Origin of the sequence: Roseburia zhanii (assembly GCF_014287635.1) — a bacterium.
GTDB lineage: Bacteria > Bacillota > Clostridia > Lachnospirales > Lachnospiraceae > Roseburia_B > Roseburia_B zhanii.
Genome location: NZ_JACOPH010000001.1, coordinates 427,386 through 451,622 on the forward strand (window position 1 = coordinate 427,386; position 24,237 = coordinate 451,622).

At 41.5% G+C, this 24,237-nt stretch carries 21 protein-coding genes; all 21 read left to right on the plus strand.

Features of this window, described 5'->3' with window-relative positions; genetic code table 11:
• Positions 1–142 precede the first annotated feature (142 nt).
• The 21 genes from H8S17_RS01935 to H8S17_RS02035 all read left to right on the plus strand — a co-directional run bounded on the left by H8S17_RS01935 (position 143) and on the right by H8S17_RS02035 (position 23,888).
• Positions 143–502 carry a CidA/LrgA family protein gene (locus H8S17_RS01935; RefSeq protein WP_178051883.1) on the plus strand — a complete coding sequence of 120 codons (360 nt, stop codon included), beginning with the start codon at positions 143–145 and terminating at the stop codon, positions 500–502.
• A complete protein-coding gene (locus H8S17_RS01940) occupies positions 499–1,191 on the plus strand; it encodes an LrgB family protein (protein WP_186865996.1) in 693 nt (230 codons plus the stop codon). The genes H8S17_RS01935 and H8S17_RS01940 overlap by 4 nt, the downstream gene beginning before the upstream one ends.
• Positions 1,192–1,265: 74 nt before the next feature.
• Positions 1,266–3,284 (plus strand): PTS transporter subunit IIABC, encoded by a 2,019-nt coding sequence (locus tag H8S17_RS01945; protein ID WP_186865997.1) that lies wholly within the window; start codon positions 1,266–1,268, stop codon positions 3,282–3,284.
• A gap of 131 nt (positions 3,285–3,415) precedes the next feature.
• Positions 3,416–4,510 (plus strand): glycoside hydrolase family 5 protein, encoded by a 1,095-nt coding sequence (locus H8S17_RS01950; RefSeq protein WP_186865998.1) that lies wholly within the window; start codon positions 3,416–3,418, stop codon positions 4,508–4,510.
• Positions 4,507–6,828 carry a glycosyltransferase gene (locus H8S17_RS01955; protein ID WP_186865999.1) on the plus strand — a complete coding sequence of 774 codons (2,322 nt, stop codon included), beginning with the start codon at positions 4,507–4,509 and terminating at the stop codon, positions 6,826–6,828. Before H8S17_RS01950 ends, H8S17_RS01955 begins: the two co-directional genes overlap by 4 nt.
• Positions 6,829–6,924: 96 nt before the next feature.
• Positions 6,925–8,022 (plus strand): hypothetical protein, encoded by a 1,098-nt coding sequence (locus tag H8S17_RS01960; protein WP_186866000.1) that lies wholly within the window; start codon positions 6,925–6,927, stop codon positions 8,020–8,022.
• A complete protein-coding gene (locus H8S17_RS01965) occupies positions 8,023–9,444 on the plus strand; it encodes an MBOAT family O-acyltransferase (protein ID WP_186866001.1) in 1,422 nt (473 codons plus the stop codon).
• Positions 9,445–9,467: 23 nt separating this feature from the next.
• Positions 9,468–10,673: an alginate O-acetyltransferase AlgX-related protein gene (locus H8S17_RS01970; protein ID WP_186866002.1), complete on the plus strand. Its 1,206-nt coding sequence runs from the start codon at positions 9,468–9,470 to the stop codon at positions 10,671–10,673.
• A 67-nt stretch (positions 10,674–10,740) separates the two neighbouring features.
• The gene (locus tag H8S17_RS01975; RefSeq protein WP_186866003.1) at positions 10,741–11,427 is read left to right on the plus strand and encodes a WecB/TagA/CpsF family glycosyltransferase; all 687 of its coding nucleotides are present in this window, start codon (positions 10,741–10,743) and stop codon (positions 11,425–11,427) included.
• Between the two features lie 2 nt (positions 11,428–11,429).
• A complete protein-coding gene (locus tag H8S17_RS01980; protein ID WP_186866004.1) occupies positions 11,430–12,299 on the plus strand; it encodes a YitT family protein in 870 nt (289 codons plus the stop codon).
• A gap of 249 nt (positions 12,300–12,548) precedes the next feature.
• The gene (locus tag H8S17_RS01985; RefSeq protein ID WP_186866005.1) at positions 12,549–13,634 is read left to right on the plus strand and encodes a PucR family transcriptional regulator; all 1,086 of its coding nucleotides are present in this window, start codon (positions 12,549–12,551) and stop codon (positions 13,632–13,634) included.
• Positions 13,635–13,686: 52 nt separating this feature from the next.
• Positions 13,687–14,367 (plus strand): cell division ATP-binding protein FtsE, encoded by a 681-nt coding sequence (ftsE, locus tag H8S17_RS01990; protein WP_178050658.1) that lies wholly within the window; start codon positions 13,687–13,689, stop codon positions 14,365–14,367.
• Positions 14,357–15,265 (plus strand): permease-like cell division protein FtsX, encoded by a 909-nt coding sequence (gene ftsX / locus H8S17_RS01995; RefSeq protein WP_178050657.1) that lies wholly within the window; start codon positions 14,357–14,359, stop codon positions 15,263–15,265. The genes ftsE and ftsX overlap by 11 nt, the downstream gene beginning before the upstream one ends.
• A gap of 34 nt (positions 15,266–15,299) precedes the next feature.
• A complete protein-coding gene (locus H8S17_RS02000) occupies positions 15,300–16,601 on the plus strand; it encodes a murein hydrolase activator EnvC family protein (protein ID WP_186866006.1) in 1,302 nt (433 codons plus the stop codon).
• A 276-nt stretch (positions 16,602–16,877) separates the two neighbouring features.
• Positions 16,878–18,185 (plus strand): S41 family peptidase, encoded by a 1,308-nt coding sequence (locus H8S17_RS02005; protein WP_243237933.1) that lies wholly within the window; start codon positions 16,878–16,880, stop codon positions 18,183–18,185.
• Between the two features lie 3 nt (positions 18,186–18,188).
• Complete coding sequence (locus H8S17_RS02010; RefSeq protein WP_186866007.1) at positions 18,189–18,674, plus strand: VanZ family protein; 486 nt, start codon at positions 18,189–18,191, stop codon at positions 18,672–18,674.
• Between the two features lie 35 nt (positions 18,675–18,709).
• Positions 18,710–19,847, plus strand: a protein-coding gene (gene prfB, locus H8S17_RS02015; protein WP_186866008.1) for a peptide chain release factor 2 whose coding sequence is annotated in 2 segments (ribosomal slippage) — positions 18,710–18,784 and positions 18,786–19,847 — 1,137 coding nt in all. Because the reading frame shifts where the segments join, the coding sequence is not laid out codon by codon here.
• The gene (locus H8S17_RS02020) at positions 19,840–20,598 is read left to right on the plus strand and encodes a TIM44-like domain-containing protein (protein WP_186866009.1); all 759 of its coding nucleotides are present in this window, start codon (positions 19,840–19,842) and stop codon (positions 20,596–20,598) included. Before prfB ends, H8S17_RS02020 begins: the two co-directional genes overlap by 8 nt.
• A 34-nt stretch (positions 20,599–20,632) precedes the next feature.
• Positions 20,633–21,922: an SPFH domain-containing protein gene (locus H8S17_RS02025; RefSeq protein WP_186866010.1), complete on the plus strand. Its 1,290-nt coding sequence runs from the start codon at positions 20,633–20,635 to the stop codon at positions 21,920–21,922.
• 20 nt (positions 21,923–21,942) lie between these two features.
• On the plus strand, positions 21,943–23,040 hold the full coding sequence (locus tag H8S17_RS02030) for a TFIIB-type zinc ribbon-containing protein (RefSeq protein ID WP_186866011.1): 1,098 nt from the start codon (positions 21,943–21,945) through the stop codon (positions 23,038–23,040).
• Entirely contained in the window at positions 23,034–23,888 is an 855-nt protein-coding gene (locus tag H8S17_RS02035; protein WP_178050650.1) for a TPM domain-containing protein, read from the plus strand. Before H8S17_RS02030 ends, H8S17_RS02035 begins: the two co-directional genes overlap by 7 nt.
• Positions 23,889–24,237 lie beyond the last annotated feature (349 nt).

Consider the following 24,237-nt stretch of genomic DNA (forward strand, 5'->3'; position numbering starts at 1 on the left):
GAAAAACAGCCTGCAAGAAATTTACGAAAAGAACGCAATGAAAGTGAAAAAAACAACAAAAATATTAAAATGTATTGAAAACTGATAAAAATGGTACTAGACTAAGAAACCGAAGTTTAAAGGAAAGACGAGGAGAAAAAATATGAAATATGTCAGACAATTACTTATTATTCTTTTTATTTCATTTTTAGGTGAAGTATGTAAATATCTGTTGCCATTTCCGATACCGGCAAGTATTTACGGACTGCTGCTTTTATTTACGGCATTGATGACAGGAATATTAAAATTATCATCCATCAAAGAAACAGCAGGATTTTTAATAGAGATCATGCCGTTAATGTTTATTCCGGCAGGTGTAGGTATCTTAGAATCATGGGGTATCTTACAGCCGGTATTTGTACCGATTGCAGTGATCACTGTTGTATCGACAATTGCGGTCATGGGTGTTTCCGGTACAGTCACACAGTTTATGATGAAGAAAAAGAGGGAAAAAGAAGCATGAAAGATTTATTTATAGAGTCCGTTTTTGTAGGTGTACTGTTAAGTGTCGGTGCATATGAAACAGGTGTATTTTTAAAGAAAAAATTTCATATGGCACTATTTAACCCATTATTGGTTGCAATCGCAGCCGTTGTGGTCGTTCTTTTGGTATTTGATATTGATTATGAGATCTATGAAGAAGGTGCGAAATATTTAAGTTATCTTCTGACACCGGCAACCGTCTGTTTGGCGGCACCACTCTATGAGCAGGTAGAATTGTTAAAGAAAAATGTCAGTGCCATTTTAGCAGGGATCTTAGCAGGAGCCATTACGAGTATGGGATGTGTGCTAGTGATGTCTTTGGTATTCCACTTAAGCCATGAAGAATATGTGACATTACTGCCAAAATCGATCACAACAGCGATCGGCATGGGTGTATCCGAAGAATTAGGCGGGATTGTGACAATCACAGTAGCCGTCATCATCATTACCGGAGTGTTTGGCAATATCATCGGGGAATTTGTCTGTAAGATCTTCCATATTACAGATTCTGTTGCAAAAGGGATCGCATTAGGTTCTGCTGCACATGCGATCGGAACAGCAAAAGCACTTGAACTAGGAGAAGTAGAAGGTGCAATGAGCGGTCTGTCGATCGCTGTTTCCGGTGTGCTGACCGTGATCTTATCAATACTGTTTGCACAGTTTTTGTAAAAGGAAATACATAAAATCTTTTCATACGACACATACTACTGTAAGCAGGATATTGCAAAAGGAGTGTGTAGAACATGAAAGACAAAATTTTCGGAATTTTACAGCGGATAGGAAGATCCTTTATGCTTCCGATCGCCATTCTTCCGGTAGCAGGATTGTTACTTGGGATCGGTGGCTCCCTGACAAATGAAACTATGTTAAATACCTATCATCTGATGGGGATATTTGGTCCCGGTACGGTATTTTATATCATATTTACAGTGATGGGCGAAGCCGGAAATGTGGTATTTGCAAACCTTCCGGTATTATTTGCGATGGGTGTTGCGATCGGAATGGCAAAAAAAGAAAAAGACGTTGCGGCTTTATCTGCTGTGATCGCATTTTTTATCATGCATGCTTCGATCAGTGCAATGATCACGATAAATGGCGGGGCAGACATGCTCTTAAGCGGAGCAGCAGCGTCTGTGATGGGAATTACATCCTTACAGATGGGTGTATTTGGAGGAATCATCGTAGGATTAGGTGTGGCAGCACTGCATAACCGTTTTTATAAAATAGAACTGCCACAGGTTTTGTCATTTTTTGGCGGTACACGTTTTGTACCGATCATTTCTGCATTAGTATATACGGCTGTCGGGATTCTTATGTTCTTTATCTGGCCACCGATCCAGAGAGGGATTTATGGAATCGGAAATCTCGTATTACAGTCGGGATATGCAGGAACATTTCTGTATGGTCTGATGGAACGGGCACTGATCCCATTTGGTCTGCACCATGTATTTTATCTGCCTTTCTGGCAGACCGGAGTTGGTGGAACGTTAGAAGTGTCCGGTCAGTTGATCGAAGGGGCACAGAATATCTTTTTTGCACAGCTTGCCGATCCGTCGGTTGGGCATTTTGCAGTATCAGCAACCAGATTTATGTCCGGTAAATTTCCACTTATGATATTTGGACTTCCGGGAGCCGCACTTGCCATGTATAAAACAGCAAGACCGGAAAAACAAAAAGCGGCAGCGGGACTTTTGCTCTCAGCGGCACTTACTTCCATGCTGACAGGGATCACAGAACCGTTAGAGTTTACCTTTTTATTTGTGGCACCTGTTTTATATGTGATCCATTGTATTTTTGCAGGTCTTGCCTATATGTTTATGCATATCTGTAATGTCGGTGTGGGCATGACATTTTCAGGCGGGCTCATTGACCTGTTCTTATTTGGTATTTTACAGGGAAATAAAAAGACAGGCTGGTTATGGATCGTTGTTGTCGGACTAGTCTATTTTGTCATCTATTATTTCCTGTTTTCATTTCTGATACGAAAAAATGATTATAAGACACCGGGACGGGAAGAAGGAAACGGAGAAGTAAAACTATATACCAGAAAAGATGTAGATGCGAAAAAAGAAGATTCGCTTTCAAAAGAGATCTGTATCGGTTTAGGTGGAAAAGCAAATATTTCGGATATTGACTGCTGTGCAACAAGGCTCCGCTGTACGGTCTATGATGCTGCACTTGTAGATGATGCACGTCTGCGGGCAACCGGAGCATCGGGAGTCATCCGCAAGGGACTTGGGGTACAGATCATCTACGGACCGAAAGTGACTGTGATCAAGTCGGATTTAGAGGATTTCTTAGATCATCCGGTTATCATTTACAGTCCGTTTGATGGTATTGCGGATGATATCACAACCGCACCGGATGAAGGTTTTGCAGGAAAAATGATGGGAGATGGAGCAGCTGTTTTGGTGCAGGGCAGTTATGTGACGGCACCGGCAGACGGGGAAGTGACCTTTGTTTTCCCGACGAAACATGCGATCGGTTTTCGGACGGCAGATGGGATAGAACTGCTTATTCATGTAGGCATCGATACAGTTGCATTAGAAGGAAAAGGATTTGAGATACTGACAGAAGAAGGAGCAGTAGTCAAATGTAAAGATCTTCTGATGCGTCTTGATCTTGCATACCTTAAGGAACATGCAAAATCTCTCGTTTCACCTGTCGTATGCAGTGGGTTAGAAGAAAACCAGAAGATAAATCTTTTAAAAGAAGGTGAGATTAAGGCAGGAGAACCACTCTTTGAAATCAGGCAGGTGTAGACAGTAACTGCAATCAATAGGAATCCGGTTTTATGACTTAAGGCTTAGTTGACATTGTTACCTAAAAAAATTACAATAAAATAGTATAGGTCAGACAAGAAGGATAATACATTACAGTGTGGAGATACAATATGAATATAAAAGGACTGCTGATCAGTGCAGTATTGATGATAGGAGGCTGTCTGATGGGCTGCGGTACACAGCATGGGGATATGGATTTTGTTGCAGATATGGGAAGCGGGTTTAATCTGGGAAATTCCTTAGAATCAACCTGTCCAGATGGTTCTGTGAGTGGGCTTGATCTTGAAACCTACTGGCAGAACCCGAAGATATCAAAAGCAATGATCGAAGAAATTGCAAAGGCAGGGTTTCAGACCATACGGATTCCGGTTACATGGGATGTGCATATGGATGAAAACGGTCAGATCGATGCAGCGTGGATGGACAGGGTACAGGAAGTTGTAGATGAAGCTTTAGATACAGGGATGTATGTAATCCTCAATGCACACCATGACACATGGTATATTCCTTCAAAAGAGAATGAAGCATATGCAAAAGAGATGATGGAAAAAGTCTGGTCACAGATCGCAGAACAGTTTGCAGAGTATGATGAAAAGCTTTTATTTGAAGGAATGAATGAACCAAGGCTTATAGGTACGGACGTGGAATGGGCAGGCGAAAGCAAAGAAAACGACCAGATCGTAGATGAGCTAAACCAGCTGTTTGTAGATACCGTAAGAAACAGCGGTGGGAATAACAGGGCGCGTTATCTGTTAGTAACATCGTATGCAGATGCCATAGAATCCATAGACAGATTTACCATGCCAAAAGGAACACATCTGATCGTTACGGTACATGCTTATAAACCGTATACGTTTGCAATGGATGAAACAGGAACGGCTGTATGGGAGCCAGGTCTTACACAGGAGATCAAAGGGTTTATGGATAACCTGCAGAGACGTTTTACCAGTAAAGGCATACCGGTGATCATTGGAGAGTTTGGATCGATCGATAAGAACAATCTAAATGACAGAGAACAGTGGTTAACAGATTATATCACACTTGCCGGTGAGGCAGATGTTATGTATATCTGGTGGGATGAAGGCGGACCGTCGCAGGAAACATATGGACGTTACCGCATTTTTGACAGAGAAACAGGTGTATGGCTGTTTGAAAGTTTAAAGGATATTTTAGTAACGAAAAATCATACAGGGGGAAAAGCATGAAAAAATTTGAAGGACTCAAAAACCGCGCATGGCTGATCTTTAATATCGGCTGGACGATCGTGTATCTGCTCTGGCGGACATTTCGTACGGTGCCGTTACATGATGGGATTATTTCCGCAGTTGCAGGTATCTCACTTTTAGTGGTAGAGATCATCGGAATGTTCGAAGCATTTGTGCATTACTTTAATATGCATAAGATCGAAAATCATCCGATCCCGCAAGTGCCATTAGAAGAATATCCGGATGTGGATGTATTTATCGCAACCTATAACGAACCGACAGATCTTTTATATAAGACTGTCAACGGCTGTGTACATATGGACTATCCGGACAAATCAAAAGTCCATATCTACATCTGTGATGATGGAAGGCGGGAAGAAGTAAGAAAACTTGCAGAAGAGCTTCATGTGAACTATCTCGACAGGGAGGATAATGAAGGCGCAAAAGCAGGAAACTTAAACCATGCACTTTCAATGACAAGTTCTCCACTGATCGCTACATTTGATGCTGATATGATCCCACAGCATGAGTTTTTATTAGATACGGTGGCATATTTTGTCGATCAGGAGATCAAAAACAGGGATTTAGATGAAAAAGACCGGGTAAAACTAGGATTTATCCAGACACCGCAGAGTTTTTATAATCCAGATCTGTTTCAGTTTAATCTCTTTTCTGAGAGCCGTATTCCAAACGAACAGGATTATTTCTACAAGGACGTACAAGTTGCAAGAAATAAGAGCAACTGTGTGATCTATGGTGGATCGAATACCGTCATTTCAAGAGAAGCATTAGAAGATGTCGGTGGATTTTTTACAAAAAGTATCACGGAAGATTTTGCGACCGGTATCAAAATACAGCAGAAGGGATATATCTGTTATGCTGTGAATAAGATTTTAGCATCCGGTTTATCACCGACAGACTTAAAGAGTCTGATCACACAGAGAATCCGCTGGGGCAGGGGCTGTATCCAGACCGGAAGGAGAGTACATATCTGTCTGTCAAGACATTTAAGCCTGGCACAGAAAGTCAATTATTTAGCGTCCGTCTGGTATTGGTATGCATCATGGAAACGGCTGATCTATGTTATGTCACCGATCTTATTTGCAACATTTGGCGTGATCGTCGTCCGTTGTTCCCTGATAGAGGTGCTGATCTTCTGGCTGCCGATGTATATCAGCAGTAATATCTCACTGAAGATGATGAGCCGGAATATCCGTACAACGAAATGGACAAACCTCTATGAAACAACGATCTTCCCATTTATGTTAATACCGGTATTGTTAGAAACATTCGGTATAAGCATGAAGAAGTTCAAGGTTACGAAAAAAGATGCAAAGCAGAATAAGAATCAGAACATAAAATATGCGATCCCGCATACGGTGCTGATCATCTTATCGGTGATCGGTATTGTAAACTGCATCCGTTGGACTTTTACAACCGGAAGGATCGATTATTTTGTGATCCTTTTCTGGTTATTTTTAAATCTGTTTAACTTAGTCATGTCCTTATTCTTTGTTATGGGACGTGATGTTGTGCGTAAAAATGAAAGACAGAAAGCAGAGATCCCATGTGGAGTTACGACACGTTATGGAAGTTATAAAGGCATGACAAGAGATATTTCCGAGGGCGGTGTAGCGGTTGTGATCCCTCATGCGTTTGATATTGATGAGGAGGAGTGCTGTGAGATCCGGTTAGATTCTGACCGCTATCATGCAAAGGTTGAAGGAAAGATCGTATCCGTCACAAAGGCTAAGGAAGGCTGGTGTTATGTCTTTGCGATCACCAGTTTAAAAGAGAGCAGACAGGATTTTATGCAGTTGATCTATGACAGAGATCCTTCACTTCCGACAAACTTAGATGAATCCTTAAGCAGTTTTGATGACTTACGTTTAAATATCACAAAACGTGTGGCAAGATCGGATTTCCAGAACAGGAAGAAAGCAAGGATTCCGGTTATGCAGGAATTTGATACCGATTCATGGAATAAAGTAAAGATGATCAACTTTAATTACCAGTATGCTTTATTTGAACTGAATCCGTTTATGCCGGAAGAATTTTCGATTGAATTAGAAGAAGGACTGACGATCGAGTTAAAGAAAAAACGGATCATCAGTGAAAGTGAGATTTTATGCAGGGTAGAAAATTATATGGATATCTATTTTAGTGAAGAACTCTATAAGAAGATGGAAAACTGGACAAATAAAATGGCAGCAGAGTTTGATAAAGAAACAGAGCGGCAGGTAAAGACACAGACCATCATCCGCAAGAAAAAGAGTATGATCGGCGAGGATGAATTTTACGAGATGGATTATCTGTAGAAAACGGTGTCAGATAATTAGAGAAGTGATAACTATGAAGTATGGAATAGTTACAGTGAGTGATTGACAGCTATGAATCAATAAGAGGGATAGAAAATGAAGAAAAGAAAATGGTTAGGTGTGTGTTTTTTCTTTTTGCTGCTGTTTTCTGGTGCAGCAACAGCAAATGCGTATGAAAGAGCCACATTTAAGGATTTTGTTGCAGGAGCAGATGCAGACAATGCACAGTTAGGGGCTTCTGTAGAGTGTGCAACAACCGGAAGGAGCATGGATATCTCATTTCAGACAATGGAACTGTCCGAAGATACATACAGTACAGTGACTGCTTACCGGAGTGAGAGCAGGAGTATGGATCTAGAAGGAAGTGTTATGGTTGGCATTGCGAATATGCAGAATCAGACAGCACGTATGAATTTTTCCATCATCGATCAGAGTGGAAGTGCGTTTCAGGTAAAAGAAGGCTGTTATGTGGCACTCCGGGATGACCAGACGACGTATGTTCCGGTAGAAAAAGGATGTTTTGAGATTCCGGCAGGTTTCAGCGGGGAACTTGAGATCCCATTTCCGGTTTTAAGTAATGATGCAGCCAAAGAAGCATTATCCCAAAAGATCACAGGATATGGTTTTGTCTGTGTAGTGGCAGGGCAGAGCAGATATCATCTGAAATTCTACGATATGAATTTCTTAGACAGCAGTGAGGCGGTCAATGCACATGAAGCAGCAATCTTACAGATCAATGGAGATGCAACGGTGCGGAAACCGGAAACCGGTTTCAGTGAGGCATCTTTTAGTGCATCCGCTTATAACATGTTAGGAGAAGAACAAAAGACAGATGCAGAGTTTTCTTTGAGCGGAAAATCCGATGCCGGTGTTACCGTAACAAAGGATGGACTGCTGAAGGTATTACCGGAGGCAGGCGAAACAGTAACGCTTTGTGCAAAGGATAAAAAGCAGGATTTGTGGGCAGAAATGCCGCTGACATTAGAACGTTCATGGACAACGCTTGTGCTGACAGATAACGGATATGATGCATCGGTCGCAAAACCGGAAGATGTGGCACCGGTGATCGATACAGATATATGGAACTTAGAAGAGCAGGGAGTATGGATCATCAGAGGACTGCTTCTTTTAGGAACTGTGATCTTCTTTATCTATTATGTGCATGCGCGAAAGAAAAACAGGAGGAATCTGTAGATGTTATTTTCCAGTAATATATTTTTGTTTTATTTTCTTCCGGTCGTATTGATATTATATTATTTACTGCGTTTTAACACACCGGCAAAAAATGGACTGCTTCTGATAGCAAGCCTTTTCTTCTATGCGTGGGGAGAACCGAAATTCGTACTTGTGATGCTCTTTTCTATCTTTATCAATTATGTGCTTGCATTATTTGCAGACCGCAGCAGAAAGACGGGAAAATCCGGAAAGCTTGTGATCACCATTGCAGTCATTTTGAATATCGGTCTTTTATTTATATTTAAGTATCTTGATTTTATGCTCCGCAATATCAATGAAGTGACAGGAAAGAATCTTCCGCTTACGAATCTTGCATTGCCGATCGGTATTTCTTTTTTTACCTTTCAGGCATTATCATATGTCATTGATGTATACCGCGGGGATGGAGAAGTACAGAAAAATCCATTTTATGTTGCACTTTACATTGCATTTTTTCCACAGCTCATTGCCGGTCCGATTGTCCGTTATGAAACAATTGATGAACAGATCCGTAACCGGAAAGAAACATGGGATATGTTCTGTGTGGGAACCTGCCGTTTCTTAGCAGGACTTGGCAAAAAAGTGCTGTTATCAAATAACTTTGCGATCGTTGCCGACCATATCTTTGATTCTTATCAGGGAGGCAGCTGTCCATTGTCATTAGCGTGGTTAGGTTCAGTGGCATACACATTACAGATCTTATATGATTTTTCAGGATATTCCGATATGGCGATCGGACTTGGACTGATGTTTGGCTTTAAGTTTGAAGAGAACTTCAACTACCCATATATTTCCCGTTCTATCGGAGAGTTCTGGAGAAGATGGCATATCTCCCTAGGTACATGGTTTAAAGAATATATCTATTTTCCGCTGGGAGGTTCAAGAAGTGGGAACATGGATAAGACACTCCGCAATATGTTAGTTGTATGGCTGTTTACCGGAATCTGGCATGGTGCAGAATGGACATTCCTTGTATGGGGACTGCTCAACTATGCGGCACTGGTATTTGAACGGTTTACCGATTTTGAAAAGCGGCAGGGACACAACGTTTTAAAATGGGTATATACGATGTTTCTTGTAAACCTGGGCTGGGTAATCTTTCGGGCAGAGAATTTAGTTTATGCCGGTAATTTTATCAAGTGTATGTTTGGTTTTGGCGGAGCAGGCATCTGGAGTGATTACACATGGATGTATCTGAAAGAATATGGCATTTTCTTTTTGGCAGGAGCGATCTTCTGTCTGCCGATCGGACGGCGGATGAATTATCTGATCGTAAAAGATAAAGTATCCCACCGCCTGATGGATGTCCTTTATCCGGTGTTGATGATGGGGGTATTTCTCATCTGCATCACCTATTTAGTCAAAGGAAGTTATAACCCGTTCATTTACTTTAATTTTTAATTGCAAAGTATAAAGGAAAGACTATGAAAAAACTTTTATGGAAAAAAAGAATCACAACAGTTTTGTTTTTAGTATTTATTTTCATATTCAGTATCATCAATGCAAGAAAAGAACTGCCGATCCTAGTGGAAAAAATACAGACTTTTGATTTTAAAGAGTTTGGGATCAATGATCTGATCAGCCAGATCAATACGACGATCAATGAAAATGTGGCAGGCAGATACGGATTTATCGATGCGTATGGATATATGCAGAAGGTATTAGACAAGCATGAGGAATCTAACTTTGAAGTTGTAAAGGATACAGAGGGAAAACTGCATTATACTTATTTTACCGATAAAGCCGATGATACTTCCGAAGTGACAGGCAGGGTACATAATTATGCAAAACAGATCGAGGGCAAGTCGAAACTGTTAGTCGTTCTGCCGCCGGAAAAATATATCAAGGGACATACGCAGTTTCCGACAGGAATCCCATATGCGATGACAAATGAAACGGCAGATAATTATGTCAGTCAGTTAAAAGCGTATGATATTCCATGTTTAGATCTTCGGGAAGGACTTTTAAACAGCGGTATCGATCTGTCAAATGCATTTTTTACGACCGACCATCACTGGAAGATCGAAACTGCTTTCTGGGCAGCGTCTGAATTCTGCAGCTGGATGAATGACACCTATGGAGAACATATCGATGAGGACGGATATTACAGTGACCTTAGCAATTATAACCAGATCACATATAAGAACATCTTCCTTGGTTCCATGGGTAGAAAGACCGGACGTTATTATGCCGGCGCAGATGATTTTACGTTGATCTATCCGGCATTCCCGACAAATTATAAAATGACGAATACGATCGATGATAGCCTTGAATATGGCGGAAGATTTGAAGAAGCTTTAGTTGCAACTCCTGTTTTAAGGAGCAGTGACAAACCGTTTGATACCGATATCTATATGGCTTATCTGTATGGAAATCCGGCATTTACACACATTGAAAATTTAGATAACGAAGATGGTCTTAATATCTGTCTGATCAAGGATTCATTTGCCGTACCATTTGCCGCATTTACATCACTACGCTGCCATACGATAGACATGATCGATCCTAGATATTATGAGGGTGATTATGTCGATGCAGTCATGGGAAATGACTATGATTATGTGATCGTCATGATCTCACCGCAGGATTTAGTAGAAGAATTTTTCCCATTTGGTGTAGAGAAAGATTGAAAAAACCTGTTTTTTTTGATATACTAGATAAACTTGTATAGTATAAATATGATAGGTTAGGGGCACTATGATTAAGAAGATAGATATATTGGGTATGCAGGTCGATAATTATACCGTCAGGGAATCGATACTGCGTTTAGATACCTATATGAGCAATACCGTTTTAAATATCATTGAAACCGTCACGATGAAGCAGTTAGTCAAGGCAGCAGAGAATCCGGCGATCAAAGAGTGTCTGATGCAGGCAGACCTTTGTATCATCGGTGAACGTGAGATTTTAGCGGAAACCGGAAATGCAACCGTGCAGCGTATGCGTGAAGTCAGGGATCAGGATTTTATGTTAGAACTGCTAAAGCGTGTCGTACGGAATCAGAAACGTGTATTTTTAATCGCTATGACAAGCGGGGAATTAGAAGAAATGCAGACTGTATTTACAGAGGTCAATCCGAAGTTTTCTATCGTAGGCAGCTATGCAGTTACAGACTGTGTCGGCGATATGGATTCGGTCGTGAATGAATTAAACGGAACGACACCGGATATTGTGATATCTGCGTTAAATTCCCCTATGGAAGAAGAATTTATCTTAGAATACAAAGATAAGATCGGGACAGGTGTCTGGTATGGGATCGGATCATCTTATAAAACAGTACATGGTCACAGAGGTGTAGGGGAATTGTTGCAAAAACTTGCTTTCCGCGGGAAACTGCGTCATTCTGTTTCAAAATATGAAAATGAAAACAAGGACAGGAAATAGACATGAATTTGTTCAATAAAAAGCCGATATATTTAGATTATCTGTTGATCATAGCCGGAACCGGACTGATCGCACTTGGCATTCAGTGGATGTATGATCCGAGTGGATTTGTTACCGGAGGATTTACCGGTATCGGTATTATCGTAAAACAGGTAACAATAGGATTGACAGAGGGCGGTATTCCAATCTGGCTTACAAACCTTGCATTAAATATTCCGGTATTTCTGCTTGCCTTGAAATTAAAAGGCAGGCGTTTTATTGCGCGGACAGCAGCTGCAACGGCATTGCTTTCCGCATGGCTGTATGTCATCCCGACAATCGATATGGCACAGGGCGATCCACTCTTAGCCGCAGTTTTCGGTGGCGTATTATTTGGTGTCGGCATGGGCCTTGTACTTTTAGCACATGCAACGACTGGTGGTACGGATATGGTTGCCGTACTGATCCGGCGGAAGTTAAGACATTATTCGGTTGTGCAGATCATGCAGGTGTTAGACGGCACAATCGTAATTGCCGGATTGTATGCATTCGGGTTAAAGATCGGACTGTATGCAATCATTTCTATTTACATTGCGACAAAAGTTTCTGATGCACTGATGGAAGGTTTAAAATTTTCAAAGGCTGCATTCATCGTGACAGATCACTACAAAGAAGTGGCAGATGCCCTCTTAGAGAAGTTAGACCGTGGAGTGACCGGACTGCGGGCAGTCGGTATGTATTCCGGTGATGAAAAATGTGTACTCTACTGTGTTGTTTCTAAAAAAGAGATCGTGGATTTAAAAGAGATTGTCGTTTCGATTGATAAGAATGCATTTGTAATCGTATCAGATGCAAGAGAAGTACTTGGAGAGGGATTTGTAGAGAATCATTAGAAATCAGAATATTTTGTATACTTTGTCTAGGACAAAAAACGAAGGATTTTCAAAAAAGTTGAGGAAATGCATAAAAAGTATTGCATTTCCTCTTTCTTTTTTTGTGATTTTGGCTTAAAATAGCAAATAGGAATTTTCATGTAAAAGAAAAGACAATTTTTTTATTGTGAAAATTGTATATGTTTCGGGGGAAGCAGAAAAGAATTAGAAATTTGACTGTGGTCAGGGCAATGAGAAGGAGAAATGGATATGATTTCAAACCAGATACTGCAAAATACAATAGATGGGCTAAAGGGGATTACACGAATCGATCTGTGCATCATTGATACAGAAGGCAAGGTATTAGCTGCCACCTTTCCGGATTCCGAGCGATATGTGCAGGCAGCAGAAGATTTTGTCGATTCTCCGGCAGATTCACAGGTAGTACAGGGATGTCAGTTTTTTAAAGTATTTGATGAGCACCAGTTAGAATATATTCTGCTGGCAAACGGTGACAGTGACGATGTTTATATGGTCGGCAAGATTGCAAGCTTCCAGATACAGAATCTGTTAGTTGCCTATAAAGAACGTTTTGATAAAGATAATTTCATTAAGAATCTATTGCTTGATAATCTGCTTTTAGTAGATATTTACAATCGTGCCAAAAAACTGCATATTGATACAGAAGTCCGCAGAGTGGTATATATCATAGAAACAAACAGGGATAAAGAAGGCAATGACCTTGAAAAAGTCAGAAGCATCTATGGCGGCAAGTCAAAGGATTTTGTAACAGCCGTTGATGAAAAAAATATCATTGTCGTGAAGGAACTGACAGAAAATGAGAGCTATACAGATCTGAATAAGACTGCAGAAGTGATCTTAGATCTGTTCCGAGGTTCCGGGCGTGAAGTGCATATTGCCTATGGTACGATCGTTGGAGAGATCAAGGAAGTATCACGTTCTTACAAAGAAGCAAGAATGGCACTTGACGTTGGCAAGATCTTCTTTGAGGAGAAAAAGATCGTGGCATATTCGACATTAGGCATCGGACGTCTGATCTACCAGCTTCCGATCCCACTTTGTAAAATGTTCATCAAAGAGATCTTCGATGGTAAGTCACCGGATGATTTTGATGAAGAAACATTGACAACGATCAACAAATTCTTTGAAAATAACCTGAATGTGTCAGAAACATCCAGACAGCTTTATATCCACAGAAATACGTTAGTCTACCGCCTCGATAAGCTGCAAAAGAGTACAGGCTTAGATCTGCGTGTGTTTGAAGATGCGATCACATTTAAGATCGCACTGATGGTTGTAAAATACATGAAATATATGGAGTCTTTAGACTATTGACCTGGTATTATAACTGTAGATTTATAGTGATAGTTATGGTTTAGGAGGAAACATGATTAAGATAGAACATGTCAGTAAATCTTATTCTGCCGGTATTCCGGCACTAAACGATGTAAATTTAGAGATTGACGAAGGGGAATTTGTATTTGTCGTTGGGGACAGCGGTTCCGGTAAATCTACGCTGATCAAATTATTATTAAAAGAATTAGAGCCGACAGAAGGTGCCATTACGATCGATGGCAGGAAACTTTCGAATATCCGGCACAGACAGATACCGAAGTTCCGCAGGAATATAGGCGTGGTCTTTCAGGATTTCAGATTGCTAAAAGACAGAAATGTCTATGACAATGTTGCATTTGCACAGAGAGTCATCGGTGCATCTGTCAGGGAATCGAGAAAGAAAGTCCCACAGATGTTATCCATGGTCGGACTGGCTGCAAAATATAAATCTTTCCCGAAACAGTTATCGGGAGGGGAGCAGCAGCGTGTTGCGATCGCAAGGGCATTAGTCAACCGTCCGAAGATACTGCTTGCAGACGAACCGACCGGAAACCTCGATGCAAACAATGCATGGGAGATTATGAAACTATTAGAAGAAATTAACGAACGGGGCACAACTGTAGTAGTTGTTACACATAACATGGAAATCGTCAAAGTGATGAAAAAACGTGTGATCACGATCAAAAAGGGTGTCGTTGTTTCAGATGTGGAGGGAGATTACGATGAGGATTAGTTCGATTGGGTATACGGTTAAGCAGGGCTTTCGGAATATCTGGAGAAATAAGATGTTTTCCTTAGCATCTATTGCGACAATGTCAGCCTGTATCTTTTTGTTCGGCTTATTCTTTTCTATCGTGACGAACTTTCAGGCAATGGTAAAAGAAGCCGAATCCGGTGTGGCGATCACTGTATTCTTTAATGAAGGAATCTCACAGGATCAGATCGATAAGATCGGAGAGGAGATCCATGCAAGAGCAGAAGTTTCAGATTATAAGTTTGTATCAGCCGATGAAGCATGGGCAGAATTTAAAAAGGAATATTTAAAAGGAAGTGAAGAAGCAGCCGCTGGATTTGCAGATGATAATCCGCTTGCAAACTCTGCAAGTTATGAGATCTATATGAATGACATTTCCATGCAGCCGGTCTTAGTTGATTATTTAAAAGGCTTAGACGGTGTGCGTGAAGTACGGCAGTCAGAAGCCGTGGCAAATACACTTTCCGATTTTAACAGCCTGATCGGATATATTTCCGTTGGCATTATCCTGATCCTGTTTTTAGTTGCGATCTTTTTGATCAGTAATACCGTTACAACAGGAATCGCAGTCCGTAAAGATGAGATTGCAATCATGAAACTGATCGGTGCAACGGACTATTTTGTAAGGGCGCCATTTATTGTAGAAGGTGTGATGATCGGTCTGATCGGTGCAATCCTTCCACTTTCATTATTATATGTCTTATATAGCAAAATCATTATTTATATCGGGGAAAAATTCAGTTTCTTAAGTAAATTGATCACGTTTGTTCCGGTGAAAGAGGTATTCCATACATTGATTCCGGCAGCGCTCATCCTTGGTGTGGGAATTGGATTCTTAGGCAGCCGTATTACGATCCGTAAGCATTTAAAAGTATAGCAGTAACGCATAGTTACCTTTCGTGGAGAATTGTATGCACAGAGAAAATTTTTTAAAAAAAGCAGGGATTTTTTTTCTTACCGCATGTATGCTCATAAGTTCTCCGGCTATGGTGTCGGCAGATTCCTTAAAGGATGCAAAGCAGGAAAAAGAAAACTTAGAGAATGCTTTGAATGAAGCAAAAGAATTAGTGAGTGATCTTAAAGATTCAAAGTCGGATATCAAGTCAAAAGTAACACAGTTAGATGCGAAACTGACAAAGATATCGACAGATATCACGAATTTGGAAGCACAGTTAGAAACAAAAAATACAGAGATCTCCGACACAAAAGAAGTTTTGGCACAGGCAAAAGAAGACGAACGTACACAGTATAAGAACATGAAAGTCCGCATACAGTATATGTATGAGAACAGCAGGACTTCGTATGTGGAACAGCTGATCTCGGCAGGAAGTTTTTCAGAGTTTATCAGTATTGTAGAATACATACGTGAAATGTCAGCTTATGACAGGGCAATGTTAGAAAAATACCAGAAGGCACAGGAGTCTGTTACTGTTGCAAAAGAAGAACTCGAAAAAGAAAAAAGCGAGTTAGAGGAGATGCAAAAGCAGGTAGAAGAAGAAAAACAGGCAGTCCAGACACTTCTTAGCGCAAAAGAATCAGAACTCGTATCGGTCAATCAGGATTTAAAAGAAGCAAGCAGTCAGGCAGATGCCTATGCAGCAGAGATCGAAGCACAGAATGATATCATAGCACAGATACAGCAGGCAGAAGCGGCTAAAAAGGCTGCCAGGGAAAAAGCCAAAGCAGAAGCAGAAGCGAAGGCAAAAGCCGAGGCAGAGGCAAAAGCTAAAGCGGAGCAGGAAAATACTACAGAAATGCCAGGCGAAGAAGAAACGGAGAGTACATCAGAAGAACCACTCCCGGAAGATACTTACAATGGAGGTGCATTTAGCTGGCCGTGTCCGTCAAGTACCCGTGTGACGAGTGAATATGGACAGAGGATCTCTCCGACAGCAGGTGCTTCATCGAACCATAAGGGCATTGATATCGGGGCTTCTTATGGAGCAGATATTGTGGCAGCAGCAGATGGAACAGTCGTTTTTTCCGGTTACAGTAATACCGGCGGCAATTATGTGATGATCGATCATGGCGGCAGCCTTTATACAGTATATATGCACGCATCTTCCCTTTGCGTGGAGAAAGGTGCCACTGTAACAAGAGGCCAGGTGATCGCAAAAGTAGGAAGTACCGGTATCTCTACAGGAAACCACCTGCATTTTGGCGTGTCCTTAAATGGCAGTTATGTAAGCCCATGGAATTATTTAAGTAAATAAGCAGCTATTCAGAACCCTTGCGAAGCATAAAAACGGATACGTCATGCTTGCATGTAAGTAGCAGTTTTTATGCTTCGCAAGGTGGCTCGAATAGAGCCACCACCCATATATGAGCAAAATAGCTGCAACGCAGCGGTAAAGCACGATTTATCGTGCGGTTTTGCGAATATATGAGTGGGGTTCTGAATAGTAACCCAAATAAATGTATCATAGAAAACTCCCTGTCAGAAAATGACAGGGAATTTCTGCATAGATAGAAAAAGAGATCTGCACAGTATGGCAATCAGAAAGGATCAGACAGAAATGGAAAATCAGGAAATGAACAGTGAAGAGAAAGTAACTTTAGAACCACAAAAAAGGAGCGGATTTGTAAAAGGACTGCTCACCGGGATTCTTGCGACAGCTGCAGTAGGAATGGTGGCACTTGTGATCATCGTAAGTGTAGGCGGGAATACACTGCAGATAGGCACAAAGGCTGACAGCAAAGATAACGGCAGTATCTTAACTGCAGACGTACAGAAAAAACTCAATGAGCTGATGGGTTATATCAATCTGTATTTTTATGATGATATCGATAAAGATAAACTTGCGCAGGGAATGTATGCAGGACTCTTAGAAGGATTAGATGATAAATATACAGAGTATTATACACCGGAAGAATTTGAAAATTTACAGATTTCTGCAACACAGAATTATTGCGGGATCGGTGCAGTGCTTTCACAGGATAAAGACTCCATGCAGGTCACAGCTACACATATCTATGAGGGTTCTCCGGCAGAAGATGCAGGCTTAAAAGACGGTGATGTGATTGCCTATGTAGATGAGATTGAGGCATCTAGTATAGAACTGACAGAATTAGTCACACATATCCGCGGGGAAGAAGGAACGACCGTACATTTAAAAGTATACAGAGAAGGCGAAAGCGATTATGTAGAAATGGACGTCAAACGGGAAAATATCGATCTGCCGACCATTGAACATAAAATGTTAGAAGGAAATATCGGCTATATCCATATCGTAGATTTTGGTGCACCGACAGTAGAACAGTTTGAAGCGGCAGTAGATGACTTAAATGCACAGGGCATGAAAGCGATGATCTTAGATGTCCGCGACAATCCGGGTGGAATGATCACAGCAGTTACCGGAATCCTAGACGATATCCTTCCGGAAGGAACGGTCGTATATACACAGGATAAATATGGAAAACGTCAGGATTATACATCCGATGATGAAAAGCAGATGGATCTGCCGATTGCAGTCTTAGTCAATGGAAACAGCGCAAGTGCTTCTGAGATTTTAGCAGGTGCGATCCGGGATTTTGAGTACGGAACACTGATCGGTACCACGACTTACGGAAAAGGTGTCGTACAGACGATCATCACCTTAGAAGATGGAGATGCGATCAAACTGACCACAGCGAAATATTTTACGCCAAATGGGGAAAATATTCATGGAACAGGTATCGATCCTGATATTGAATTAGAATATGAATATACAGGCGATGCAGATGAAACCTATGATGAGATGCATGACAATCAGATAGAGAAAGCAATCGAAGTATTGAACAAGGAGATCACAGAGTAAATTATGAATTTCAAAAGAATCCTATGGCTTGCAGCGGCAGTTTTGTGGATGGCAGTCATATTTTCCTTTTCAAACCAGAAAGCAGCCGCATCAAGCGAGATCAGCGGCTCTTTAAGCAGCCGCGTGATTGGGGAAGTTGATCAGGTATTTCACTTACACTGGCAGGAATCAGAGATAAAAACTTATGCACAATGGATAGAACATCCGATCCGTAAAGCGGCACATATGACGGAGTATGCCATTTTAGCGGTACTGCTGTCAGGAAATTTTATGCAGTATGAAGCACTGAAACGAAAATGTTTTTTGTGGGCATTTTTAGGGACGGCAGGCTATGCTGCGACAGATGAATTTCATCAGTTGTTCATCGAAGGGCGTTCCGGTGAGTTTAAAGATGTCTGCATTGACAGCCTTGGCGGACTGATCGGTCTGATTTTGGCATATGCTGTCATATTTTGGTGGAAAAAAAGAAGAAAGAATGATAGAGTATAATATATACGAACAAAGAACAGAAAGAGGTGAAATTAGTGGTAGAGTTAGACGGATTCAAATATACCTTGAATACTTATAGAGAACCATTAGTGGAAGTGAGGGATTCACTTTGACTTAGCTGCAAAAGAGCAGCGGATACAGGAGTTAGAACGGGAAATGGAAGCTCCTGATTTCTGGGATTCGGTAGAAGTATCCCAGCAGAAGATGAAAGAATTAAAAAGCCTTAAGGATGATGTGGCTACTTTTTCAAAATTACAAGAACAGTTTGACGATATTGAAACACTGATCGAAATGGCAAATGAGGAAAATGATACTTCCTTAGTGCCGGAAGTAGAATCAGAATTAGCAGAATTTGAAGAAACCTTTGAAGGCATCCGCATGAAAACATTATTATCAGGCGAATACGATAAAGATAATGCGATCATGTCCTTACATGCAGGAGCAGGCGGAACAGAATCCTGCGACTGGGCAGCCATGCTCTATCGTATGTTTACCCGCTTCGCATCGGATAAAGGATTTACTGTGGAAGTCTTAGATTCCCTGGATGGAGATGAAGCGGGGATCAAATCCATCACTTTTCAGGTGAATGGAGAAAATGCCTATGGTTATCTCAAATCCGAAAAAGGAGTACACCGGTTAGTGCGTATCTCTCCGTTTAATGCAGCGGGAAAACGACAGACTTCCTTTGTATCCTGCGATGTCATGCCGGATATCGAGGAAGATTTAGATATTGAGATCAACGATGATGATATCAGGATCGATACTTACCGTTCGAGCGGAGCTGGAGGACAGCATATCAATAAAACATCATCTGCGATCCGAATCACACATTTCCCGACCGGAATCGTCGTACAGTGCCAGAATGAGCGTTCCCAGCATATGAACAAAGATAAAGCCATGCAGATGTTAAAAGCAAAGCTGTATCTGTTAAAGCAGGAAGAAAATGCAAAGAAGGCAGCCGGTATCCGTGGTGAAGTGACAGAGATCGGCTGGGGAAACCAGATCCGTTCCTACGTCATGCAGCCGTATACGATGGTCAAAGACCACCGTACCGGAGTGGAAACAGGAAATGTAGACAGAGTCTTAGATGGTAAATTAGATATTTTTATCAATGGATATTTAAAATGGCTCTCCCTTGGCTGTCCTGAGAATATGGGAGGCAGTGATGAATAAACTGACCGTTGTGGTGATCGTGCTTTTTGCAATAGCCGCAGCAGCATATATCATTTACCGCATTGTAAAAGCAAAATTAAGAGAGTTATCAAGAGCAGCATTTGGAACGGATTCTTTTGCAGAGGGCTGGAAGAGACAGACCGAGGAGTTAGCGGCAACACCAAAATCCGTTTCAGGAATGACAAAGATCTATGCACCGAAGATACAGCGGGATTTTCCGGATTTTAATATCGAAGAATTTAAGAATATGGCAGAAAATATGCTGATATCCGCATTGATGGCAATTTCAGCCGGTCAGGATACCCTGTTAAAAGACGGTGCAGAGGAGATCAGATGGCAGGTGGATAATCGGATTGCGGATAATAAGCAGTCCGGGATACGGGAAGTCTATGAGAGGATCAAGATCCATCAGACCGAGATCACAGCCTATCAGAAAAAACAGGGTACGTGCATGATCACATTTCAGAGTGCCGTAGAATATCTCTTTTATAAAGAGAAAGACGGTACGCTGACCGAAGGGGATAAAAACCATCTGACACAGACAAAGTATAATATCGAACTGATGTATATACAGGATGTGCAGATGACAGGAGAACAGACAGCAACAGGAACTACCTGCCCGAACTGCGGAGCACCGATCACAAATCTAGGTGCAATGTACTGTGAATATTGCGGACTGGCAGTTACGGCAGTCAATGTAAAAGTCTGGAAATTGCATCAGTTTTATGAAGTGAAGCAGCAAAGGATTTAAAAAATAAGGAAGATATATTAAAGGAGGAAGTGTTATGGGTATTATCAGAGCGGCAGCACAGGCAGTCGGAGGATCGTTAGCAGATCAGTGGTTAGAGGTATATGAACCGGATGATATGGGAGATCAGACAGTCTTTACATCAGGTGTGAAGATCCGTAAAGGACAGAATACAAAGGGGACAGACCAGACCGTATCAAATGGTTCGATCATCCATGTATATGACAATCAGATGATGCTGTTAGTAGATGGTGGAAAGGTTGTAGACTATACCGCAGAGCCGGGATATTACAAAGTCGACAATTCATCACTGCCGTCATTATTTAACGGACAGTTAAAAGAAAGCGTAAAAGAAACTTTTTCACGTATCAAGTTCGGCGGTGCAACACCGACATTACAGAAAGTTTTTTATATCAATTTACAGGAAATCAAGGGTATCAAGTTTGGAACCAGAAATCCGGTAAATTATTTCGACAGTTTCTATAATGCAGAACTGTTTTTACGTGCACATGGTACATATTCGATCCGTATTACAGATCCGTTGTTATTCTATAAAGAAGTCGTTCCAAGAAATGCAGATCATGTAGAGATCTCTGATGTCAATGAGCAGTATATGGCAGAGTTCTTAGAGGCATTACAGGCATCGATCAACCAGATGTCCGCAGATGGCATCCGTATTTCTTATGTACCTTCTAAGGGACGTGAGTTAAGCAAATATATGGCAGATACCTTAGATGAGGACTGGAACAACATGCGTGGTATGGAGATACAGGCAGTTGGTATTGCAAGTATTTCCTATGATGAAGAATCCCAGAAGATGATCCAGATGCGTAATCAGGGTGCAATGTTATCAGATCCGACCGTACGTGAGGGTTATGTGCAGGGAGCAATGGCAAGAGGTTTAGAAGCAGCCGGTTCTAATGCAAATGGCAGCATGGCAGGATTTATGGGCATGGGTGTCGGTATGCAGGCAGCAGGCGGCATGATGGGCAATGCTTCACAGGTGAATTTAGCACAGATGCAGATGCAGCAGCAGGCAGCACAGAACGCACAGGCACAGGCAGCCGCAAATACAGGTACGCAGCAGGCAGCACCACAGGGAGGCTGGACTTGTGAATGTGGAGCAGTCAATACCGGAAAATTCTGCAGCGAATGTGGAAAGAGCAAACCGGAAGATAGTACATGGACTTGCGAATGTGGAGCAGTCAATACCGGAAAATTCTGTAGTGAATGTGGAAAACCAAAGCCGGCAGGCAAATGGGTGTGTAAATGTGGGGCAGAAAACACCGGAAGATTCTGTAGTGAGTGTGGAAGTCCCAGAGCATAACAGAAAATAAGGAGGAGAGCATGTCAGTTATCAGCTATAAGTGTCCGAACTGTGATGGAGAACTCATATTTGATCCAAAGACACAGAAGTATAAATGTGAATATTGTTTTTCCCTGTTTTCACAGGAAGAATTAGAAGCAATGACACCGGCAGAAGGAGTCGAGCAGAAGGCAGACAATACAGGGGAAGAACAGTCCGCAAATGATCAGAATACAGATGCAGGGAAAGCAGGTGCACAAGAGGCAGAAGGTGTTATCTATACCTGCCCCAGCTGTGGAGCAGAGATCGTAACCGATGCGACAACAGCCGCTACATTCTGTTATTACTGCCACAATCCGGTCGTATTAGGCGGAAGATTAAGCGGAGAATATCTGCCGGATAAAGTCATACCGTTCTCAATCGAAAAGAAAGAGGCACAGAAACAGTTTTATGACTATCTAAGCAAAAAGAAATTTATTCCGAAGGCATTTTTTAACAAAAAACAGATGGAACATTTATCTGGTGTCTACTTCCCATACTGGATCTATGATATTTCCTTAAGAGGAAAATTAAAGGCAAAAGCTACAAAGACACGCATCTGGAGAGATCACGATACAGAATTTACAGAAACGAAATTCTATGAGATCGAACGTGAGGGAAAGATGGAATTTAAGGATATGACAGAAAATGCCTTAAAAAAGGCAAACCGTGTCCTTGCAGAAGGTATACTGCCATATCGTATGGAAGAAAGCAAGCCATTCCATATGGGATTCCTTTCCGGTTTTTTAGCAGAGAAGCGAGATATTGCCAAAAGCGAAGTGGAAGAAACTTTCCGAAGTGAAGCAAAAGAGTATGCCACGAATATGCTCCGGGAAAGTGTAAGCGGATATGAAACTGTGACAGACCAGAAAAACAGCTTTTCAAACCGCAAGGAAACATTTTCCTATACATTACTTCCGGTTTGGACACTGACCTATCCGGGAAAAGACGGAAAGACATATTACTATTCCATGAATGCACAGACAGGTAAAGTCTGCGGAAAACTTCCGATCGATTATCGCAAGCTGCGTTTCACAGCATTTGGAACGGTTGCGGTCATATTGCTTGTGGGATTGTTAGGGGGGTATTTCATATGGTAAGAGAATGTATCAGCTTAAAAAGGATCATATGCCAGATTGGTGTGTTCCTGCTCGTATTTTTAGCAGGAGCAGGAAATATACCAGCAGAGGAAACCTCAGAAGATGCCGCAGTCACTGTTGCAGATGATGCAGGTCTTCTGATGGAAGAAGAAGCAGACTGGTTAAAGAGTACCGCAGAAGAATTATCGCAAAAAAGCGGCTGGAATGTTGTCGTTGCAACCTGTGATGATGCAGGCGGAAAAAGTGCACAGACAGTATGTGAAGATTATTTTAATGAATATACCGCAGGTAATAATGGGATCAGCTGTCTGGTAGATATGGATAATCGGGAGATCTACATTGCTACAGCCGGCATGGCACAGTATTATCTGAATGATGACACAGTTGATTATATCCTCGATGAGGCATATGAGGCTGTATCGGAAGAAGATTATGCACAGTGTCTGTATCTGATGGTTTTACGGAGCAGTGAAGCCTATGATGATGGAATACCGGATAATGCTACGATCTATAATGTAGATACCGGAGAAACGACAGTCTACAGAAAATTGACGTTCTGGGAGTTTTTAACGACCTTTTTATTAGCGTTGATCGTTGGTGGAACGATTTATGGAGTGATTAAAGCGAAATACCATTTAAAATGGGGAACATATGAATATGATTTCCATAAATCAGGAAGCATCGACCTTAAGACAAAGGAAGATCGTTTTGTTAATCAGGTGGTAACGCACCGGAAGATCCCAAAAGAGACACCACCACCGGCTTCCTCAGGCGGAGGCAGCAACCAGACAACCGTACATAATGGTTCCGGCGGCAGAAGCTTTGGCGGTGGTGGACGTAAGTTCTAAATAAAAAGAATAAAAAATGTGATCCTGTGATGGGTTATGTGATTGATAAACTGTTCGGGTGTCCTGAAACATTAGAGGACATCCGGACAGTTTATTTGTTACTGTTCAGACAGCACCTAAACACCTTGCTGTTTAGGTGCGTATGACCGTGATTCGGGCGTGAGCAGCCCCCCTTTTGCGCAGCAAAATTTAAATGGGGCTGCGAAGTTGCAGTTCGCAGGGATACCTGTGAACTGTAGCACTTTATTTACTGAAAATACATCATTTTGCTACAAAAGCGGTTGCAACCACAAAATATTTGTGATATTATCTTCCTCGTGAGAACAAATGTAGTTGTGCGACAAACACA

Excerpts from the sequence above, each read along its gene's own strand:
- H8S17_RS01940 (WP_186865996.1), top strand. The coding sequence starts at position 499 with ATGAAAGATTTATTTATAGAGTCCGTTTTTGTAGGTGTACTGTTAAGT.
- H8S17_RS01975 (WP_186866003.1), top strand. The coding sequence starts at position 10,741 with ATGATTAAGAAGATAGATATATTGGGTATGCAGGTCGATAATTATACC.
- H8S17_RS01935 (WP_178051883.1), top strand. The coding sequence starts at position 143 with ATGAAATATGTCAGACAATTACTTATTATTCTTTTTATTTCATTTTTA.
- H8S17_RS01945 (WP_186865997.1), top strand. The coding sequence starts at position 1,266 with ATGAAAGACAAAATTTTCGGAATTTTACAGCGGATAGGAAGATCCTTT.
- H8S17_RS01980 (WP_186866004.1), top strand. The coding sequence starts at position 11,430 with ATGAATTTGTTCAATAAAAAGCCGATATATTTAGATTATCTGTTGATC.
- H8S17_RS01965 (WP_186866001.1), top strand. The coding sequence starts at position 8,023 with ATGTTATTTTCCAGTAATATATTTTTGTTTTATTTTCTTCCGGTCGTA.
- H8S17_RS02005 (WP_243237933.1), top strand. The coding sequence starts at position 16,878 with ATGGCAATCAGAAAGGATCAGACAGAAATGGAAAATCAGGAAATGAAC.
- H8S17_RS02035 (WP_178050650.1), top strand. The coding sequence starts at position 23,034 with ATGGTAAGAGAATGTATCAGCTTAAAAAGGATCATATGCCAGATTGGT.
- H8S17_RS02030 (WP_186866011.1), top strand. The coding sequence starts at position 21,943 with ATGTCAGTTATCAGCTATAAGTGTCCGAACTGTGATGGAGAACTCATA.
- H8S17_RS02010 (WP_186866007.1), top strand. The coding sequence starts at position 18,189 with ATGAATTTCAAAAGAATCCTATGGCTTGCAGCGGCAGTTTTGTGGATG.
- H8S17_RS02020 (WP_186866009.1), top strand. The coding sequence starts at position 19,840 with ATGAATAAACTGACCGTTGTGGTGATCGTGCTTTTTGCAATAGCCGCA.
- ftsE (WP_178050658.1), top strand. The coding sequence starts at position 13,687 with ATGATTAAGATAGAACATGTCAGTAAATCTTATTCTGCCGGTATTCCG.
- H8S17_RS02000 (WP_186866006.1), top strand. The coding sequence starts at position 15,300 with ATGCACAGAGAAAATTTTTTAAAAAAAGCAGGGATTTTTTTTCTTACC.
- H8S17_RS01955 (WP_186865999.1), top strand. The coding sequence starts at position 4,507 with ATGAAAAAATTTGAAGGACTCAAAAACCGCGCATGGCTGATCTTTAAT.
- H8S17_RS01960 (WP_186866000.1), top strand. The coding sequence starts at position 6,925 with ATGAAGAAAAGAAAATGGTTAGGTGTGTGTTTTTTCTTTTTGCTGCTG.
- H8S17_RS01950 (WP_186865998.1), top strand. The coding sequence starts at position 3,416 with ATGAATATAAAAGGACTGCTGATCAGTGCAGTATTGATGATAGGAGGC.
- H8S17_RS01970 (WP_186866002.1), top strand. The coding sequence starts at position 9,468 with ATGAAAAAACTTTTATGGAAAAAAAGAATCACAACAGTTTTGTTTTTA.
- H8S17_RS02025 (WP_186866010.1), top strand. The coding sequence starts at position 20,633 with ATGGGTATTATCAGAGCGGCAGCACAGGCAGTCGGAGGATCGTTAGCA.
- ftsX (WP_178050657.1), top strand. The coding sequence starts at position 14,357 with ATGAGGATTAGTTCGATTGGGTATACGGTTAAGCAGGGCTTTCGGAAT.
- H8S17_RS01985 (WP_186866005.1), top strand. The coding sequence starts at position 12,549 with ATGATTTCAAACCAGATACTGCAAAATACAATAGATGGGCTAAAGGGG.